The 18,678-nt window shown below is 70.2% G+C and carries 23 protein-coding genes; all 23 read left to right on the forward strand.

The genetic code is table 11. The features are described from left to right. Positions 1 to 139 precede the first annotated feature (139 nt). The 23 genes from ABLE68_RS04690 (at position 140) to fliN (ending at position 18,675) form a co-directional block, all read left to right on the forward strand. Positions 140 to 997: a sigma-70 family RNA polymerase sigma factor gene (locus tag ABLE68_RS04690; protein WP_425475608.1), complete on the forward strand. Its 858-nt coding sequence runs from the start codon at positions 140 to 142 to the stop codon at positions 995 to 997. 144 nt (positions 998 to 1,141) lie between these two features. Next, positions 1,142 to 2,359: a flagellin N-terminal helical domain-containing protein gene (locus ABLE68_RS04695; protein WP_348870107.1), complete on the forward strand. Its 1,218-nt coding sequence runs from the start codon at positions 1,142 to 1,144 to the stop codon at positions 2,357 to 2,359. Between the two features lie 124 nt (positions 2,360 to 2,483). Beyond that, positions 2,484 to 3,833 (forward strand): flagellar filament capping protein FliD, encoded by a 1,350-nt coding sequence (fliD, locus tag ABLE68_RS04700; protein WP_348870109.1) that lies wholly within the window; start codon positions 2,484 to 2,486, stop codon positions 3,831 to 3,833. Between the two features lie 57 nt (positions 3,834 to 3,890). Then, positions 3,891 to 4,277 carry a flagellar export chaperone FliS gene (locus tag ABLE68_RS04705; protein ID WP_348870110.1) on the forward strand — a complete coding sequence of 129 codons (387 nt, stop codon included), beginning with the start codon at positions 3,891 to 3,893 and terminating at the stop codon, positions 4,275 to 4,277. Continuing rightward, complete coding sequence (locus ABLE68_RS04710; protein ID WP_348870111.1) at positions 4,274 to 4,642, forward strand: hypothetical protein; 369 nt, start codon at positions 4,274 to 4,276, stop codon at positions 4,640 to 4,642. Before ABLE68_RS04705 ends, ABLE68_RS04710 begins: the two co-directional genes overlap by 4 nt. Positions 4,643 to 4,783: 141 nt before the next feature. Further along, positions 4,784 to 5,134, forward strand: coding sequence for a flagellar basal body rod protein FlgB (flgB, locus tag ABLE68_RS04715; protein ID WP_348870112.1), 351 nt, complete (start codon positions 4,784 to 4,786; stop codon positions 5,132 to 5,134). Further along, entirely contained in the window at positions 5,134 to 5,526 is a 393-nt protein-coding gene (locus ABLE68_RS04720; protein ID WP_348870113.1) for a flagellar basal body rod protein FlgC, read from the forward strand. Before flgB ends, ABLE68_RS04720 begins: the two co-directional genes overlap by 1 nt. Next, a complete protein-coding gene (gene fliE / locus ABLE68_RS04725; RefSeq protein WP_348870114.1) occupies positions 5,526 to 5,843 on the forward strand; it encodes a flagellar hook-basal body complex protein FliE in 318 nt (105 codons plus the stop codon). The genes ABLE68_RS04720 and fliE overlap by 1 nt, the downstream gene beginning before the upstream one ends. Further along, a complete protein-coding gene (gene fliF / locus ABLE68_RS04730) occupies positions 5,840 to 7,432 on the forward strand; it encodes a flagellar basal-body MS-ring/collar protein FliF (RefSeq protein WP_348870115.1) in 1,593 nt (530 codons plus the stop codon). The genes fliE and fliF overlap by 4 nt, the downstream gene beginning before the upstream one ends. After that, entirely contained in the window at positions 7,432 to 8,445 is a 1,014-nt protein-coding gene (fliG, locus tag ABLE68_RS04735; protein WP_348870116.1) for a flagellar motor switch protein FliG, read from the forward strand. The genes fliF and fliG overlap by 1 nt, the downstream gene beginning before the upstream one ends. Further along, complete coding sequence (locus ABLE68_RS04740) at positions 8,438 to 9,103, forward strand: FliH/SctL family protein (RefSeq protein WP_348870117.1); 666 nt, start codon at positions 8,438 to 8,440, stop codon at positions 9,101 to 9,103. The genes fliG and ABLE68_RS04740 overlap by 8 nt, the downstream gene beginning before the upstream one ends. Continuing rightward, positions 9,100 to 10,407 carry a FliI/YscN family ATPase gene (locus ABLE68_RS04745; RefSeq protein ID WP_348870118.1) on the forward strand — a complete coding sequence of 436 codons (1,308 nt, stop codon included), beginning with the start codon at positions 9,100 to 9,102 and terminating at the stop codon, positions 10,405 to 10,407. Before ABLE68_RS04740 ends, ABLE68_RS04745 begins: the two co-directional genes overlap by 4 nt. Then, positions 10,404 to 10,844, forward strand: coding sequence for a flagellar FliJ family protein (locus ABLE68_RS04750; protein WP_348870119.1), 441 nt, complete (start codon positions 10,404 to 10,406; stop codon positions 10,842 to 10,844). The genes ABLE68_RS04745 and ABLE68_RS04750 overlap by 4 nt, the downstream gene beginning before the upstream one ends. After that, positions 10,841 to 11,797 carry a transglycosylase SLT domain-containing protein gene (locus ABLE68_RS04755; RefSeq protein WP_348870120.1) on the forward strand — a complete coding sequence of 319 codons (957 nt, stop codon included), beginning with the start codon at positions 10,841 to 10,843 and terminating at the stop codon, positions 11,795 to 11,797. The genes ABLE68_RS04750 and ABLE68_RS04755 overlap by 4 nt, the downstream gene beginning before the upstream one ends. Then, entirely contained in the window at positions 11,794 to 12,930 is a 1,137-nt protein-coding gene (locus ABLE68_RS04760) for a flagellar hook-length control protein FliK (protein ID WP_348870121.1), read from the forward strand. Before ABLE68_RS04755 ends, ABLE68_RS04760 begins: the two co-directional genes overlap by 4 nt. Before the next feature lie 10 nt (positions 12,931 to 12,940). After that, positions 12,941 to 13,414: a flagellar hook assembly protein FlgD gene (locus tag ABLE68_RS04765; RefSeq protein ID WP_348870122.1), complete on the forward strand. Its 474-nt coding sequence runs from the start codon at positions 12,941 to 12,943 to the stop codon at positions 13,412 to 13,414. A gap of 21 nt (positions 13,415 to 13,435) precedes the next feature. Then, positions 13,436 to 14,293, forward strand: coding sequence for a flagellar hook protein FlgE (locus ABLE68_RS04770; RefSeq protein WP_348870123.1), 858 nt, complete (start codon positions 13,436 to 13,438; stop codon positions 14,291 to 14,293). A 123-nt stretch (positions 14,294 to 14,416) separates the two neighbouring features. Beyond that, positions 14,417 to 14,722 (forward strand): flagellar FlbD family protein, encoded by a 306-nt coding sequence (locus ABLE68_RS04775; protein ID WP_348870125.1) that lies wholly within the window; start codon positions 14,417 to 14,419, stop codon positions 14,720 to 14,722. Further along, positions 14,722 to 15,489, forward strand: coding sequence for a motility protein A (locus ABLE68_RS04780; protein ID WP_348870126.1), 768 nt, complete (start codon positions 14,722 to 14,724; stop codon positions 15,487 to 15,489). Before ABLE68_RS04775 ends, ABLE68_RS04780 begins: the two co-directional genes overlap by 1 nt. Beyond that, positions 15,489 to 16,394, forward strand: a complete 906-nt coding sequence (locus ABLE68_RS04785) for a flagellar motor protein MotB (protein WP_348870127.1) — start codon at positions 15,489 to 15,491, stop codon at positions 16,392 to 16,394. Before ABLE68_RS04780 ends, ABLE68_RS04785 begins: the two co-directional genes overlap by 1 nt. Beyond that, a complete protein-coding gene (locus tag ABLE68_RS04790; protein WP_348870128.1) occupies positions 16,391 to 16,840 on the forward strand; it encodes a flagellar basal body-associated FliL family protein in 450 nt (149 codons plus the stop codon). The genes ABLE68_RS04785 and ABLE68_RS04790 overlap by 4 nt, the downstream gene beginning before the upstream one ends. Before the next feature lie 150 nt (positions 16,841 to 16,990). Further along, positions 16,991 to 17,866, forward strand: coding sequence for a flagellar motor switch protein FliM (locus tag ABLE68_RS04795; RefSeq protein WP_348870129.1), 876 nt, complete (start codon positions 16,991 to 16,993; stop codon positions 17,864 to 17,866). Next, complete coding sequence (gene fliN / locus ABLE68_RS04800) at positions 17,863 to 18,675, forward strand: flagellar motor switch protein FliN (RefSeq protein ID WP_348870130.1); 813 nt, start codon at positions 17,863 to 17,865, stop codon at positions 18,673 to 18,675. Before ABLE68_RS04795 ends, fliN begins: the two co-directional genes overlap by 4 nt. Positions 18,676 to 18,678 lie beyond the last annotated feature (3 nt).

Below are 18,678 nucleotides of genomic sequence, written 5' to 3' on the forward strand. Positions count from 1 at the left end.
TATAGAAAGAGATATGAGTGGTTCGCCCGGACTATTGATTGTCTGTACCACCTCTTATGACATGAGTCACCGTGTCGATCAGGTAAAAGGTTCAAGGAATCTGCAAGAAAAGCGGACGGGTCAGTCTTTGAAATGCACAATGTGTGCTGTGACCCATGACAACGACGTCCCGCCGGGCTCCGAGGCGTTCATCGTGGTTCACGTGCCCCTGGTCGGACACATCGTCCGAGAGACCATGGCCAGGGTTCCAGCGCACGTGGACCGCGACGACCTCACCTCGGCCGGACTAGCCGCACTCGTCCAAGCCGCACAGGCCTACGACCCAGACCGAGGTGTGCCGTTCAACCGGTACGCCGCCACCCGCATCCGAGGCGCCATCGTCGACGAGCTGCGCAGCATCGACTGGGCATCGCGCTCGGTCCGACGCCGTGCTCGCGAGCTCGACGCCACGCGTGCTCAACTCGCGACCGTCCTCGGTCGCACCGCCTCGAACCTCGAGATCGCCCAGGCCACCGGCCTGAGCACCGACGAGATCGTCGCGAACGACGAGGACGTCACCCGGGCCCAGGTGCTCTCGCTGCACGCGTCCGAGGACGACGCGCTCGGCGAGAGCCTGGTGAGCAAGAGCCCGACGCCCGAGGCGATCCTCGAGCACCGGGAGAAGCTCACCTACCTCGCCGAGGCGATCAGCGAGCTGCCGGATCGGCTGCGCCTGGTCGTCGAGCAGTACTTCCTCGCCGAGCGGCCGATGGCTGAGATCGCCGAGGCCCTCGGCGTGACCGAGTCCCGGGTGTCGCAGCTGCGCGCCGAGGCCCTGGTTCTGCTGCGCGACGCGATGAACCACGAGCTCGAGCCGGACCTGGTCCCCGAGCACTCCCGCCCAGGAGGTGCTGCCGATCGCCGCCGTGAGGCGTACTTCGCGGCGGTCGCCGCACGGCACGCGACGGGACTCCGGCGCTTCGGCGGAGATGCTTCCGCCGTCAACGCCACAGCGTGAACTCAGCCTGATGGGATCGGCGCAGAAATTCCCCCAACTTTCTGCGCCGATCTCCTCAAGCAGGTCTGACCCTGGTCGATTGACTCGGTGTCGGAGCCCACGGACGGGCTCCCTACCGACTCGCCCTCCAGGAAGGAACCCATCATGAGTCTCCGCATCAACCAGAACATCGACGCCCTCAACTCGTACCGCAACCTGTCGGTCACCCAGGGTCAGATGAGCAAGTCCCTCGAGAAGCTGTCCAGCGGCTACCGGATCAACCGTGCCGCGGACGACGCTGCCGGTCTGGCCATCTCCGAGGGTCTGCGGTCGCAGGTCGGTGGCCTCAAGGTCGCCGTCCGCAACACGCAGGACGGTGTCTCGGTCGTGCAGACCGCTGAAGGCGCGCTCACGGAGACGCACTCCATCCTGCAGCGCATGCGCGACCTGTCCGTGCAGGCCGCCAACGACGGTGGTCTCAACGACGACGCGAAGGGCAACATCCAGTCCGAGCTCACCCAGCTCAACAGCGAGCTGGACCGCATCGCCAGCACCACCAAGTTCAACGGCACCTCGCTGCTGGACGGCTCGTTCAACAAGGCCTTCCAGGTCGGCGCCGACTCGGGCCAGACCATCAGCGTCGCCATCGGTTCCGCTGGCAAGGGCATGGACGCGGGCGGCCTCGGTGTCGCCGGTGTCGACGTCACCAAGGTGGCGGCCAACGGCTCGACCGGCGCCCGGACCACGGAGCCGGCTGACGGCACTGCGGCCGTTGTCACGGTCACCGCTGGTCCCGACGCCACGGGTGCCACTCAGGACTACAGCGCCGTCGGCGCCTCCCTGAACGGCTCGATCACCTCCGCTGGCAAGACGCTCGACCTCGGCACGCTCAAGAAGGCCGACGACACCAAGGGTTGGGACGACTCCACCAACGAGGCCGTCATCCAGTCCGCGCTCGACAACACCTTCGGCACGAACAAGATCACGGTCGACACCAGCTCGAAGGACGCGGTCTTCACCGGCTCCGTTCCGCCGAAGGCTGGCGCCGCCTCCACCCCGGAGGAGATCGCCGGGGCGAACGTGTCCTTCTCCCAGCTGTCGGGTGCTTCCGGTGCGATCGACAAGATCGACGCCGCGATCAAGACCGTTTCGACGACCCGAGCGAACCTCGGTGCTCTGCAGAACCGGTTCGAGCACACCGTCAACAACCTCAACGTCGCGGTGGAGAACCTGTCCGCGTCGGAGAGCCGCATCCGCGACACCGACATGGCTTCGGAGATGATGAACTTCACCCGTTCGCAGATCCTGTCGCAGGCCGGCACCGCGATGCTCGCCCAGGCGAACCAGGCCCCGCAGGGCGTTCTCTCGCTCCTGCGCGGCTGATCATCTCGCCGGCGGGTCGGCCTCAGGCTGACCCGCCGTCGACAACTCGTCCCCGGGAGAGTGCCCGCCGCTCTCCCGGGGACGTCTGTCACCTACATCCGACACCGACCCCCAGGAGCACACCGTGGCCAGCGCTACCAGCAGCATCAGCGGTCTCGCGAGCGGCCTGGACACGGCGTCGATCATCGACCAGCTCATGCAGCTCGAGGCCGTCCCCCAGGACCGGCTCAAGACCCAGAAGACCAGCGAGAGCGCGGTCGTCACCGCGCTGCGCGGCATCAACACCGACACCGCTCTCCTCGGCAGCAAGGCAGAGGCGCTCGCGAAGGCGTCCACCTGGCAGACCTTGAAGGGGAGCGTCATCGGGACCGGCGTCTCGGTCACCGTCGCAGCGACGGCGTCCGCGTCGTCGTTCTCCTTCACCGTCGACCGGCTCGCGGTCACCCATCAGCTCGGCTTCGCCAACGGCGCTGCCCTGAGCGACGTGGCCGCCACCGGCAGCAGCGTGAAGCTGACCTCCTCGGACGGCACCGTCCACGACATCAGCACCGGGGGCGGCACCCTCAAGGAGGTCGTCGCCGCCATCAACGGATCCTCTGCCCAGACCGGCGTGAGCGCCACGGCGGTCAAGGTCGCCGACGGCAGCTACCGCCTCCTCACCGAGTCCACCAAGACCGGAGCAGCGTCGTCCTTCACGCTGACCAACGCCGACGGCAGCGACCTGCTCGGTGGCGCCAGCGTGCGTGCCGGCGCCGACGCCCAGATCAGCATGGGTCTCGGCATCACCGCGACCTCGTCGACCAACACGTTCACCGACCTGGTCCCCGGGGTGAGCCTGACCCTCGGCCCGACCGCCACCGTCGGCTCGAGCGCGACGGTCAAGGTCGCCCAGGACTCCTCCAACATCTCCGCGTCGGTCTCCGCCCTGGTCGACCAGCTGAACTCGCTGCTGACCTCCATCGACTCCCAGACCGCCAGCAAGTCCGACACCACCGCGGCCGGCGTCCTCGTGGGCGACCCGACCGCACGCGACCTGCGCAACTCGCTGCTCAACTCGGTCTTCGGCGGCACGACCTCGATGGCGTCCCTCGGCATCCAGACCGACCGCTACGGCAAGCTCATCTTCGACGCCACCGCCTTCTCCAAGGCGTACGCCGCGGACCCCGCCGGCGTCGCCGCCAAGTTCACGAGCGGCGCCACCCCGGCCCAGGACGGCTGGGCGGCTCGGGTCGCGACGATCGCGAAGTCCGCGAGCAACTCGACCACGGGCACGATCACCACGTCGATCAACGGGCACGGCACCACGATCACCCGGCTGCAGCAGAGCATCGACGACTGGGACGACCGGTTGGAACTGCGCCGCTCGAGCCTGCAGACGCAGTACACCGCCCTCGAGACCGCACTCTCGAACCTCAACAGCCAGAGCAGCTGGCTGAGCAGCCAGATCGCCAGCCTCCCGTCGTACAACTCCTGATTTTCCGCACGGCCCCAGCAGCACTGACCAGACATCGTGACCACGGAAGGAACACCGATGACGATCCTCAACCCCCGCGACACCTACCTCGCCGCCACCGTCGACACGGCGACGCCGTCGCAGCTGCTGGTCATGCTCTACCAACGGCTGACCCTGGACCTCGAGCGCGCGGCCGACGCACTGCGCCGCGGCGAGCCCAGCCTCGCCCACGAGCCCCTGCTCCACGCCCAGGACATCGTCCTCGAGCTGAACGCGAGCCTGCGGGTCGACGCCTGGTCCGGCGCCAAGAGCCTCGCCGCTCTCTACGACTACCTGCTCAGCGAGCTGGCCAAGGCGAACACCACGAAGGACCTCCCGGTCACCGAGTTCTGCCTGCACCTCGCCTCGACCCTGCGCGACACCTGGCTCTCCGCGGCCGGCTCACTGCTGGCGGAAAGCGCGTGAACACCCCGATGGCCATCGACGAGCGGATCGCCGGAGCAGCAGGTCCCTCCCACGCCGAGCTGCGCAACAACCTGCACTGGGAGACCGCGCTCGACCGGCTCGAGCTGGACGTGATCCTCGCCGAGCGGATGCTCGACGACCCGACCCGGCCGGCCCCCGAGCCCTGGGACGAGACCCAGCTCGAAGGGCCGATCCCGTCGCACCTTCGCCAGCGTGCACTGGACATCCGGGCACGTCAGCGCCAGGCCCAGCAGGCGCTCCAGGTGATGCTCGGGACCATCGCGCGGCACCACGACTTCGCCCGTCGGGTGGATCGCGCGACCGGTCGACCCGACCACGCGGTCTACCTCGACCTCCAGGCCTGAGAAATCCCAACCAGTCCGGACATTTCCGGACCGAAAACCTCAGCCTGACGCGTACGGGGCCGATCCACCTACCGAGCAAGGATCGCTCAACCACGCCGATGGAACGGCACGTCCCCCTCGTCTAGCTCGGAGGCCTGACGCGTGTCGTTCCATTTGTCCGATCCTGTCGGAGCAGTCCTCGGCTCAGCTCTCGACGGCATCGCGCTGCGTCAGCGTGTCATCGCTGACAACATCGCCAACGTCGACACCCCCGGCTACCGCGCCTCGAGCGTCGACTTCGAGTCGAGCCTGCGCGGCGCCATCAGCTCCGGTGACCCGGGCGCGGAGATCTCCCCCGTGGTCACGGCGACGGACACCCCCGTCGGCGCCAACGACAACAACGTCGATCTCCGCAAGGAGACGCTGGCCGCGGTGCAGTCGCAGTTCCAGTACCAGATGCTCACCCGCGCGACGAGCGACCGCTTCGACCTGCTGAAGGCAGTGGGTCAGTGATGGGCGCCTTCGACACGTTGAACATCGCCAGCTCCTCGCTCGGTGTCCACCAGACCTGGCTGGACACGCTCGCCAACAACATCGCGAACGTCAACACGGTCACGAGCACGTCGCAGAACGCCTTCCAGGCGCAGATGCTCATCGTGCGGTCCGCCCCCGGTGGCGGCGTCGAGGTCGCGGGCATGGCTCTCAGCGACCCCGCTGGCCGCGTCACCTCGGACCCCGAGAACGCCCTGGCCGACGCGGACGGCAACGTCCGCCTCCCCGAGCTGGACCTGTCCAGCCAGATGACCCAGCTGATCATGGCCCAGCGTGGCTTCCAGGCGTCGGTCCAGGTGACCAAGGACGCCCAGGACACCTACAACGCAGCCCTCGCGATCGGACGCAGCTGATGAGCGTCTCGGGTATCGAGGCAGTCGGCTTCACGCCGTACGTCCCTCCGCAGCTGCCGTCGACCGACGCCACCCATGGCGTCTCTGGGGCCGGCTCGTCGTTCAGCGACATGGTGCTCAACGGCATCGACCACCTCGAGTCGGTCCAGGACAAGTCGGACAAGCTCGCGGTCCAGGCCGCGACCGGTGACCTCGACAACATCCACGACTACACGATCGCCGCCACCGAGGCGTCGGTCACCGCCCAGCTGACCGTCGCCGTGCGCAACCGTGCGCTCGAGGCGTTCAACGAGATCATGCGGATGCCGATCGGATGAAGCAGAACGTCACCCAGACGCTGGTGCGTCTGCGGACCACCTTCCTGTCGTTCACCCTCGGTCAGCGCCTTGTCGCTGTCGTCGGCACGGCCGCCCTGCTGCTGGCCGCGTTCATGGTCTTCCGCTGGGTGTCGACGCCGAACTACGCGCCGCTCTACAGCAACCTCGCCTCCGAGGACGCCTCGTCGATCATCGACGAGCTCAACGCCGAGGGCGTGCCCTACGAGCTGGCCGACGGCGGCAACACCGTGATGGTGCCCCGCGACGCGGTCTACTCGACCCGGATCACCTTGTCCGGCAAGGGTCTGCCGGCCAACAGCAGCACCGATGGCTACGGCCTCCTCGACGGACAGAGCATCTCGACGTCCGACTTCCAGGAGCAGACCGACTTCAAGCGGGCGATGGAGGGCGAGCTCGCCAAGACCATCGAGGCGGTCGACGGCGTCAACACTGCGGTCGTCCACCTGGCCATCCCGGAGAAGCAGGTCTTCTCCGACTCGCAGGAGCCGACCACCGCGTCGGTGCTCATCGACACCTCGGCCGGCACGACGTTCGACGCCGAGAAGGTCCAGGCGATCGTCAACCTGGTCGCGTCCAGCATCGACGGCCTCGACCCGAGCAACGTCAGCATCACCGACTCGAGCGGCAAGGTCCTGTCCACCGAGGGCGTCAACGGCAGCTCCGGCACCCAGAGCCAGGCGATCGCCGACTTCCAGGCCCACAAGACCCAGCAGATCCAGAGCATGCTCGACCGCGTCGTCGGTCCCGGCAACTCGACGGTCCAGGTCTCGGCCGACCTCGACTTCGACAAGTCGATCCAGGACTCGACGACCTACAACACCAAGAAGAAGGCTCCTGCCCTCTCCGAGTCGTGGAGCAAGGAGACCTACAAGGGCGCGGGTGGTCCCAGCGGCACCACCGGCGTGGTCGGTCCCGACGGACAGATGGACAGCACCGGCACCACCGGTGGCACCGGCAGGAACGACTACGCGAAGAAGTCGGAGACCCGGGACAACGCTGTGGAGACGGTGCGCGAGCACCGCGAGGCGGCACCGGGCAGCATCCGCTCGCTCCACGTCGGGGTCGTGCTCGACCCGTCCGCCGCCCCGAACATCGACCCGGTCGCGGTCAAGCAGCTCATCGCCGCCACCGTGGGCATCGACCCGAAGCGCGGCGACACCGTCGACGTCACCCAGATGGCCTTCGACCGCACCGCGGACAACGCCGCGGCGGCCGAGATCGCCGCCGCCAACGCGGCGAAGAAGAAGGCTCAGCAGTGGACGATGATCCGCAACGGCGGCATCGCCGCCGCGATCCTCGCGATGGTGCTCCTGGCCTGGCTGCGAGCCCGCCGAGGTCGCAAGACCCGCGACGACCGTACGGCGTACCTCGTCGAGCAGCTCCGCAACGACGCCGCAGAGCGCGCCGCTGCGGCGGGCGCACTCGAGCCGAGCCCCGCACTCACGGCGCTCGAGGCCTCGGAGAACGCCGCGAACGAGGAGATCCGTCGCGAGCTGGCCATGCTCGCCGACCGCGAGCCCGATGACATCGCCACGCTGCTCCGCGGCTGGCTCGTGGAAGGCCGCTGATGTCCGTCAACCTCGCATCCCTGGGTGTCCGCAAGGCCGCCATCATCCTGATCCAGCTCGGCCGGGAGAAGGCCGGTGAGGTGCTCGAGCACCTGTCGGAGGCAGAGGTCGAGGCGATCTCGGCCGAGATCGCCCAGCTCGACGTCGTCGACGCCTCGGAGAGCACCGCGGTGCTCTCCGAGTTCACCGCGATGGCGACCGCCCAGGCGAACATCGCCCACGGTGGCCTGGCGTTCGCCCGCACCATGCTCGAGGCGTCGCTCGGCGCGGACCGCGCCAACGAGATCATGGAGCGGCTGCAGGCCGCGGCGGTGAAGATGCCGTTCCAGTTCCTGCACCGTGCGGACCCGAGCCAGGTCCGCACCTTCATCGCCGACGAGCACCCGCAGGTCATCGCCCTGGTGCTCGCCCACATGACGCCGGACAAGGCGTCGATGGTCCTCGCGGGGCTGCCTGCCACTGCCCAGGCCGAGATCGCGCACCGGATCGCGGTCATGGACCGCACCTCGCCCGACATCGTCCGCGCCGTCGAGGCAAGCCTGGAACGCAAGCTGTCCTCGGTGCTCCAGCCGTCCGAGATGTCCCGGGTCGGTGGCGTGGACCCGCTGGTCAACATCATCAACCGGTCCGACCGCGTCACCGAGCGGCAGATCGTGGAAGGCCTGGAGGAGCTCGACGCCGAGCTCGCCGACGAGGTCCGCAGCCGGATGTTCATGTTCGAGGACATCGTGACGCTCGATGACAAGTCGGTGCAGCTGGTGCTGCGCCAGGTCAACGAGGCCGAGCTCGCCCTCGCCCTCAAGGGCGTCAGCGAGAGCGTCCGCAACAAGATCACCTCCAACCTCTCCAGCCGTGCCGCGGAGACCCTCATCGAAGAGGTCGACCTGCTCGGCGCCGTGCGTCTCACGCAGGTCGAGGAAGCGCAGCAGTCGGTGATCCGCAAGATCCGCCAGCTCGAGGAACAGGGCCAGATCATGGTCCACCGAGGGAGTGAAGATGAGCTCGTTGTCTGACACCGAAACCAGGTGGCACACCGCCGACCGCCCCGACCTCCGCACCGGTGTGTGGACCCGCCTCGGCGACCACCGGGTGCTCGGCGACCAGGCCACCGAGGCCGTGCTCGGGACCCTCGCCGAGCGCACCCGGAGCGCCGCCCAGGCGCAGGGTTACTCGGTCGGCTGGTCCGAGGGACACCAGGCCGGTCTGCGTCGGGCGGCGGCCGAGGCCTCCGTCGTCGCCGAGGCCACCGCGCTGCGCGAGGAGGCTCGCGCCGCCGAGCACGACGCGGCGGTCGCTGCCCTGACCGCCGCGGCAGCAGCGCTGAGCGACACCATCGCCGAGGTGGCCGCCCACGTGGGCGACCAGGCGACCGACCTGGCCTTCGAGCTGACCCGGGTCCTGGTGGGCCAGGAGCTCGCGATCTCGGAGGATCCCGGCGCGGGAGTCGTCGCCCGGGTGCTCGCCGTCCTGCCCCAGGGGCCGGTGAGCACGGTGCGCCTGCACCCGACCGCGGCTGCGTCCACGGCCGTCGCCCGGCTCGCGGAGTATGGCGTCGACGTCGTCGCCGACGCCGGGCTCGACCACCACGACGCCGTCATCGAGACCGCGACGACCGCCATCGACCTCCGGATCTCCGAAGCCCTCGACCGGCTCCGCGAGGTGCTCCGATGAGCGCCCTGACCGTCGAGCGGGCGAGCCTCGCCCGCGAGGCCGTCGCGCCCACCCACCTCGGTCGAGTCTCCGGCCTGCTCGGCCTCCGCGTCACCGTGGCCGGCGTCCCGGCCGCCCTCGGTGACCTGCTCGAGGTCCGCGGCAGCGCCGGCGCCGTCCCGGTCGAGGTCGTCGCCAGCGAGGGCGGCATGCTGACCTGCCTCCCCCTCGGTGCGACCACCGGCCTGCGCGTCGGCGACCACGTCGAGGGCAGCGGGCTCGGCCTGCGGATCGCCGTCGGCGACGAGCTCCGCGGTCGCGTCCTCGACGGCCTCGGCCACCCGATCGACGGCGGCCCCTCGCTCCACCACCTCGAGCAGGTCGTCGTCGACAACGAACCGCCGGCGGCCCTCGAGCGGCCCCGGATCGACCAGCAGCTCGGGACCGGCGTACGGGCCCTCGATGCACTGACCACGCTCGGCCGCGGCCAGCGCCTCGGCATCATGGCGGGGTCCGGCGTCGGCAAGTCGAGCCTCCTGTCGATGATCGCCCGTGGCACCGATGCCGAGATCTCCGTCATCGCGCTGATCGGTGAGCGCGGCCGCGAGGTCCGCGAGTTCATCGAGAACGACCTCGGCCCCGAGGGCCTGAAGCGCTCGATCGTCGTCGTCGCGACGTCCGACGAGCCGCCGGTCGTCCGGATGCGCGCCGCCTTCGTCGCCACCCGGATCGCCGAGTGGTTCCGCGACAGCGGGCGTCACGTCGTCCTGCTGATGGACAGCCTGACCCGGGTCGCCCTCGCGCAGCGCGAGATCGGCCTGTCCGCGGGCGAGCCCCCGGCCACCCGTGGCTTCCCGCCGAGCGTCTTCGCGATGATGCCGCGCCTCCTCGAGCGCGCCGGCACCTCCCCCGACGGCAGCATCACCGGCCTCTACACCGTGCTCGTCGAGGGCGACGACATGCAGGACCCGATCGGCGACTCCGCGCGGTCGATCCTCGACGGTCACCTCGTCCTCACCCGACAGCTCGCCACCGCGGGGCACTTCCCCAGCATCGACGTGCTCGAGTCGATCTCCCGGGTCGCCACCGCGGTGATCGGTCCGGACGCCCGCGAGGACGCCAAGAGGCTGCGCCGCCTGCTGGCCGCACACCGCTCGGTGCGCGAGCTGGTCGAGATCGGCGCCTACGTGCAGGGCACCGACGCGGACGCCGACGACGCCCTCGTGCTCATGTCGGCGATCGAGTTCTTCCTGCGCCAGGACATGGATGACAGCACCGCGCCCGCCGACACGTGGAACGCCCTGCACGAGCTGGTGAACGCATGAGCGACCACCACGGCCTCTCCGGGGTCGTCCGGGTGCGCAGCGTGCGCGAGCGCGACAGCCGGACCGGCCTCGCCGCGGCCCTGGCCGAGGAACGGGCGGCAGCCGCCGAGGTCGCCGACCTCCAGCAGATGCTCATCTCGCTGCCGGCCCCGCGGGTCTCGGACCTGGCGTCGTTCCAGGGTCACCAGCACACGATCGAGCTGATCCGCACCGCCCTCGGCGCCGCCCACCAGGACCTCGAGGTCGCCCGGCAGCTCACCGTCGCCGCTCGGGACCGGTGGGTCGCCGACAAGAGCCGGCTCGCTGCCGTCGAGTCGCTCGTCGAGCGCCGCGCCGCCGCGGCCCGCCTCGAGCGCCGCCGCCGTGAGGACCGCGAGCTCGACGAGATCGCCGGCGAGCTGTGGCGTCGCAACAACTCCGCACAGGTGGCGAGATGAGCGTCGCGGAGGTCACCAGCCGGATCAGTGAGATCCAGGCCCAGCTGAACCTGCTGACGCCGACGCAGGGCGCGACGGCCAGCACCGCCGCCGCCTTCTCGGACGAGCTCGACGGCGCGACCGCGACCACCGGTGACCTCGCCGCGATCGCGGCGAGCCAGAGCAGTGGGACCAAGAGCGGCGATGCCGTGGTCGCCGACGCCCGCCGCTACCTCGGCGTCCCCTACGTCTGGGGCGGCACCGACCCTGACAAGGGCCTGGACTGCTCGGGGCTCGTGCAGCGCGTCTACTCCGACCTCGGCTACACCCTCCCCCGCGTCTCCTACGAGCAGGCCAAGGCAGGTCGCGCGGTCGACGGGCTCGCGAACGCGCAACCGGGCGACATCCTGGCCTTCGGTTCCCCCGTGCACCACGTCGCGATCTACGTCGGCCCGAACCAGATGATCGAGGCCCCGCGCCCCGGCCTGGACGTCCGGGTGGGTCCCATCTGGGAGACCCCGACCGCGATCCGCCGGATCCTCCCGGACAGCTCCGTCAGCTCGGTGAGCCCGACCTCCTCCGGCCGGGTGGCCGCCGGCACGCCGTACGCCTCGCTGTTCGCCTCGGCGTCGGCCGAGTACGGCGTCCCGGCCAACCTGCTCTCGGCCGTCGCGAAGCAGGAGTCGGGCTACGACCCGCGGGTCACCAGCCCCGCCGGAGCCCAGGGCCTGATGCAGCTGATGCCCGCCACCGCCGACGGCCTCGGCGTGACCAACCCGTTCGATCCCGCCCAGTCGGTCGACGGCGCAGCGAAGCTGCTGCGCACCCTGCTCGACCGGTTCGGCAGCACCCCGTTGGCACTGGCCGCCTACAACGCCGGTCCCGGCGCGGTGCTCAAGTACGGCGGCATCCCGCCGTACCCGGAGACGACGAACTACGTCCGCTCCGTCATGTCGATGGTGGAGGCAGCATGAACCCGACATCGCTCCTGACCGGCCTCGGCGCCGCGATCACGGCCGACCCCGCCCTCGGCGGCGCGAGCAGTGGGCCGCGGGGTGGCACCCCTGGCGCCGCGGACCTGTTCCTGTCCCTGGTCGCCGGACTCCTGGACCCCACGGCGGAGGCAGCCACGCCCCTCGCTGGCACCGCTGGCACCGCTGAAGGAAAGCCCACCGATCCGTCGATCGGTGGCGACGACGCGACCGCGCCGGAGGTGGATGGGGAAGCCGACCCGGACGGCATGGTCGACCCCACGACAGTCGTCGCCCCGCTCCCCGTCATCGTGCCACCGGCAGTCCAGGCGATGGTGGTCGCGGCCGCTCTCCCGGCACCGGTGGCGCCGGTGGTCACCGATGCTGCGCCGCCGGAGACCGCCGACGCGGCCCCGGCCGCGCAGGCCGTCACCACCCCCGAGCCCTCGGTCCTGCCGGCCACGGCGGCACCGGCCGCCGAGCCCAAGGCGGGTCCCGACACCGACCCCGCACCGACGACGCTTGCGAGCTTCACCCCCGTGACGGCCACGGCGCCGGCAGCAGGCTCCGGCCTGGCCGCCCCGGTCACCACCGGCAGCTCCGCGGGTCACCACCAGGTGACCGGTCAGGTGTTCCCGGAGGTGGTGCGGGTGGCGCAGAGCCCGGAGGGGACCAACCGCGTCACGGTGAAGCTGAACCCGGAGTCGCTCGGCGAGGTCCGGGTCATGCTGACCAGCCGCCGTGGCGCCCTCGAGATCAGCCTGGCCGGCGGCGAGGCCGCCCGCCGCGCGCTGACCGAAGGGGCTCCCGAGCTGCGTCGCCTGCTCGAGTCGGTCGGTCGCACCGAGTCGCGGATCGTGATCCGCGACCTGCCGACCGTGATCGCACCGACCCCCGTCGTACGCACCGACGTCTCGACGGACCTCTCGAGCGGGCTCGCCGGAGGCCAGCTCGGTGGCCAGTACGGCGGACCTGCCGGCGGCCCGGGCGGCGACCGCCCCGCCGACCGGGAAGCACCCCGGCAGCAGACCCCCGGAAGCACCAACGCCACGGACGGCACCCCCAGCGTGACGAACCCGTCGCGCCCCACCGACTCCGTCACGCGAGACCACCCCGGCCTCGACGTGACCATGTGAGGAGACCCCCGTGTCCGTACCGGCAACCGAGGCCGTCACGTCGTCCGGCATGTACCAGTCGACGACCGCCGCCGGCAGCACGTCCGACAAGGACATGTTCCTGAACCTGATGGTCGCCCAGCTGCGCTACCAGGACCCGATGAACCCGACCGACTCCGGCCAGTTCCTCTCGCAGAACGCCCAGTTCACCGCGCTCGAGAAGATGCAGGACGTCGCCGACCAGACCGCCGCCCTCCTCAACGCCCAGATCGCCTTCGGCGCCAGCGGCATGGTCGGCAAGAACGTCACCTACCTCGACGCGGACGGCGCCACGCAGTCCGGCGTCGTCAGCTCGGTGAAGTACGACGCCTCCGGTCCGATGCTCGTCGTCGGCGACACCGACGTGACCCTCGGTCAGATCAGCTCCGTGAGCGCCACCCCGGCGACCACGACCACCACGACCACCCCGACCACGACCACGCCGGCCACCCCGTCGGACGACTGACCCACCCCAAGGAGACACACCATGCTTCGCTCGCTCTTCGCCGGCATCAGCGGCCTGCGCGTCAACCAGACCATGCTCGACGTGACCGGCAACAACATCGCCAACGCCAACACGATCGGCTTCAAGTCCAGCTCGACGGTCTTCCAGGACACGCTGTCCCAGATGCTCACCGCCGGCACCGGCGCGGGCGCGGGCCGCGGTGGCACCAACCCGATCCAGGTCGGCCTCGGCGTCCAGGTCGCCGCGACCAACACGAACTTCAACCAGGGCGCCAACCAGGCCACGGGCCGTCCGACCGACCTGATGATCCAGGGCGACGGCATGTTCGTCGTGCAGGCGGGCAACGAGCAGACCTACACCCGGGCCGGCGCCTTCAACTTCGACGAGACCAACACCCTGGTCACGCCGAAGGGCGGCCGCGTGCAGGGCTACCTGCTCGACGCGACCGGCGCGCCCACCGGCGGCCTGGTCGACGTCACTCTCGACACCAGCGCCCTGGGCCTGCCCGCCGGTCCGCCGGCGGTCGAGCTCACGTCGTACTCCATCGGCCAGGACGGCAAGCTGACCGGCACGTTCTCCGACGGTGTCCAGCGCGAGATGGCGCAGATCGCGATCGCGGACTTCGCGAACCCGATGGGCCTCGAGAAGGTCGGCGAGACCAGCTTCCGCGCCTCCGCCAACTCCGGCGCTCCCGACCTCGGTGTCGCCGGCCAGGGACGCCGCGGCTCGCTCGTCGCGGGCTCGGTCGAGATGTCGAACGTCGACCTCGCTGCCGAGTTCACCAACCTGATCCTGGCCCAGCGCGGCTTCCAGGCCAGCTCGCGCGTGATCACCACGTCCGACCAGGTCCTCGAGGACCTCGTCAACATCAAGCGCTGACCCGCCCGGCGACACGGGGCCGGGAACCTGAGGGCGCACCCCTCAGGTTCCCGCCGGTGTCGCCGATCTGACACTGCGAGCCGCCACGGATGGCAGCTCGGTGAGGCCAAGGACGGTGCACACATGATCACGCTTTCGCGACTCTCGGGAACGGTGTTCGCGCTCAACTCAGATCTGATCGAGCGCGTCGACGCCACTCCCGACACCGTCATCACGCTCGTCGACGGCAAGAAGTACGTCGTCCGCGACAGTCTCGACGAGATCATCGTCGCCATCCGTCGTCACCGCGGCGAGGTGCTCGCCATGAGCACGGCCGTCGACCTCGGCCTCTGGGCCCGCGACGACCACCCACCACGCCTGGGCGTCGTCGCCGAGCACCCGACCGCCCGCCTGGGGCGGGTCACCGAGCGCACCGAGTCGGAGTCCTGATGGATCCGGCAACCCTGATCGGGGTGCTCGTCGCGTTCCTCGTCGTCATCGTCGCGAACGTGATGGAGGGCGGCAACCCGATGAGCCTCCTCCTCCTGCCACCCCTCCTGCTGGTCTTCGGCGCGACCCTCATGGTGTCGCTCGCCGGCGGCACCATGGGAGACGCCAAGCTCGCCATGAAGGGCGTCGTCCGGGCGTTCACGGGCAAGGCCCCCAAGGCCAGCCTCCTGGTCCCCGAGCTGGTGTCGCTGGCCGACAAGGCCCGCCGGGAGGGCCTGCTGGCCCTCGAGGACGCGCTCACCGAGATCGACGACCCCTTCCTGACGCGCGCCCTCACGCTCGCGATCGACGGCACCGATCCGGAGGAGCTCCGCGAGATCCTCGAGGGCGAGGTCCAGGCCACGCGCTCCGAGGCGAAGCAGGCGGCGAAGTTCTTCAACGCAGCCGGAGGCTACGCGCCCACGATCGGCATCATCGGCACCGTCATGGGTCTCGTGCACGTGCTCGAGAACCTGGCCGAGCCCGAGAAGCTCGGCCACCTGATCGCCGGTGCATTCGTCGCGACGCTGTGGGGCGTCATGTCCGCCAACGTGCTCTTCCTCCCGCTCGGCGCCCGCCTCACCCGGCTCGGTGAGCTCGAGGTGGCGCGGATGGAGCTGATCATCGAGGGCGTCTCCGCGCTCCAGGCCGGCTCCAACCCGCGCGTCCTCGCCCAACGCCTCCGGTCCCTCCTGCCCGCTGACCAGCGCGAGGAGGAGGCCGCCTGATGAGCAGCGGACGCCGACGCAAGAAGCACGAGGAGCACGAGGAGCCCGAGAACCACGAGCGCTGGCTCGTCACGTACGCCGACATGCTCACCTTGCTGATGGTGCTCTTCATCGTCATGTTCGCGATGAGCCAGGTCGACCAGAAGAAGTACAACGCGCTCAAGACCGGTCTCGCCGAGGGGTTCGGCGCGGAGAGCTCCTTCACCAAGGGCACCGACTCGATCCTCGACGGCGAGGACATCGACGCCGGACCCAACCTGATCGAGAGCCAGGTCTTCGAGAGCCTCCCGGCCGAGCAGCAGCAGCTGGTCAAGGACGCGGTCAACGCCGCCGAGCAGCAACGCCAGCAGCGTGCGGCCGCCGACGCGGAGGCCGAGGCAAACAAGCTGAAGGCGATCCAGGCGCGGATCGAGAGGGCCATGGCCCGCAAGGGGTACGCCGACGACATCCAGACCACGATCGACGCCCGCGGCCTCGTGGTCAGCCTGGTCTCGCGGCATGTGGTGTTCCGGCCGGACCTGGCGTCCTTGAGTCCCCGCGGGCAGGCCGTGGTCGACGTACTGACCCCGGTGCTGCGGGGCCTCTCGAACGCCTTGCGCATCGACGGCCACACCAACCAGGAGCCCGTCCACCCGCGCTACTACGCGACGGACTGGGACCTCTCGGCCGCGCGTGCGGTGACCGTGCTGCGGCGGCTCAACGAGGTGGGTGACATCCCGGCAGGCCGGCTGTCGCTCTCCGCGTTCGGCCACGAGGCGCCGCTGGTCGACCCGAGCAAGCCGGGGTCGCAGCGCGTGAACAAGCGGGTGGACATCGTGGTCCTCCCGAGCACCACCAACGAGTCCGACCAGGTGGTCCAGCAGGTGCAGGACGTCAGAACGAGCCGACAGGGGGTCGACGGATGAGCGTGACAGCCATGAAGAGCAAGGACGGCACCGCGGAGGACGAGGCCTCCGAGGAGAAGAAGGGTGGCAAGAAGAAGCTGATCCTGATCGCCGTGGTGCTGCTGCTGGTCGGCGGCGCGGCGTACTGGTTCGTCCTGAAGCCGAAGGGTGGCGACGCCGCCCCGGTCGCGGGCGAGATCCTCCCGCTCGACTCGACCCAGATCAACCTGGCCGGCGGCCACTACCTGAAGATCGGGATCGCGCTCCAGCTCACCAAGGGCGCCACCGAGGTCGACGGCAGCAAGGCGATGGACGCCACGATCGAGCTCTTCAGCGGGCGGCCGATCGCGGAGATGTCGAACGTGAAGACGCGCAAGCACCTCAAGGAGGAGCTGAGCAAGGAGCTCGACGAGACCTACGAGGGCCAGGTCATGGACGTCTACTTCACGGAGTTCGTCACGCAGTGAGCTGAGCGACTCCGAAGTCGCACCACCAGAAAGCCTCAGGTCGTCGACGGGGGCGCCGATCCGCATATCGTGCCGCCCTCCGACGCCCCTGTGACATACCCCGACGCCATCACGGCGGATCGGGGTGGTCGGCGTGCCCACGCTGAGCCCGTGCCCTACGACTTCCGTCGTCCGATCCAGCTCTCGCGCGAGCACTCGCGGATGCTGCAGGTCGCCCTCGACGGCTTCTGCCGCCAGGTGACGACGGTCTTCACGTCGTCGCTGCGCACCGTCTGCGTGGTGAGCCTGACCTCGATCGAGCAGAGCACCTACGCGGAGTACGTCGACTCGCTGCCGCCCTCGACGTACCTCACGATCTTCTCGGCGGAGCCCCTGGCCGGCAAGTGCGTCCTCGAGATCCCGCTGCCCGCCGTGATGACCTCCGTCGACCACATGCTCGGCGGTCCCGGCCGCAGCGAGCAGCCCGAGCGACCGCTCACCGAGATCGAGTCCGGCGTCGCCCGCGGGCTGGTCGAGCGGCTCCTCCACGAGCTGCGCTACTCCCTGCACGCCGTCGTCGCCGTCGAGCCCGAGGTGACCGGTGTCGAGTACAGCCCCCAGTTCGCCCAGGTCGCCGGCGCCTCCGACGTGATGGTCGCGATGCGGCTCGAGCTCAAGCTCAACGAGCGCACGTTCGCGGTGAGCATGTGCATGCCGTTCTCGGGACTGCTCCCCCACCTGCTCCGCGCCGCCGCGCCGGCTCCGGTGTCGGAGCGCGAGCGGGCCCAGCGGGCCCGGGCCGCGACCGAGCTCAAGGACCAGTTCCAGCGCGTGCCGGTCGACGTCGCCGTACGGCTGCGTCCCACCACCCTCGGCCCGGCCGACCTGTCCGCCCTCAAGCCGGGTGACGCGATCCGCCTCAACCACCCCGCGGCGGCTCCCCTCGAGGTGGTCGTCGACGGCATCAACTTCGCCCACGCAACCGCCGGGACCAGCGGGTTCCGCCTCGCCGCACTCATCGTCGGCACCCCCAAGGAGAACGCATGACCACGATCAGCCCCGCCGCCACCGAGCTCGCGCGCGCCGCAGCCGCAGCCGGCGCCGCCGTGCTGCCGGCCGCCGAGCCGCTCACCGTCGGCACCGCCGCGCCGGGTGACGCCCAGGTCACCGGTCCCTTCGCGGGCGCGGTCGTGGCCGACCTCGAGGCGCCGGTGCCGGGTCAGGTCGCCGTCCTCGTCGGTCAGGAGCTGGTGGACGCTCTCGCCAGCAGCCCCCTCGGCGGGCTCGACCTCGCTGCTGCCCTGCAGCCCACCCTGGACGCTGTCGCCGCATCCCTGGGCGGCCGCGCCGCCGCCGCACGCCAGGTCGACGTCGACCTGGTCGTCCGCGAGGTGGCCTCGCCGTTCACGGTCGTCCTCCTGCACGCCACGTCCAGCGCTGCCGCGATCCTGGTGCCCGACCTCGTGCTGAGTGCCGCCCAGGACTCCGGGCTCTCCGCCACCGAGCCGGCCCTCGAGCCGCTGGCCGCGCCGCCGACCGCCGCCGCCATCACCGGCACCGTGCTCAACGGGCTCTCCGCCTCGAACGTCGAGCAGCTCGACCACCACCGGCACGGCATCGAGCTGCTGCACGGCGTCGACATGGAGGTCACCGTCGAGATCGGCCGCACGCGGATGACGGTGCGCGACCTCCTCGAGCTGACCCCGGGCGCCGTCCTCGAGCTCGACCGCGCAGCCGGCAGCCCCGCCGACCTGCTCGTCAACGGCCGGCTGATCGCTCGCGGCGAGGTCGTCGTGATCGACGAGGACTTCGGGCTGCGGATCACCGAGATCGCCATCGACGCGGCAGCGGGCTGACGA

It is taken from the genome of Nocardioides pollutisoli, from assembly GCF_040045055.1.
GTDB lineage: Bacteria > Actinomycetota > Actinomycetes > Propionibacteriales > Nocardioidaceae > Nocardioides > Nocardioides tweenelious.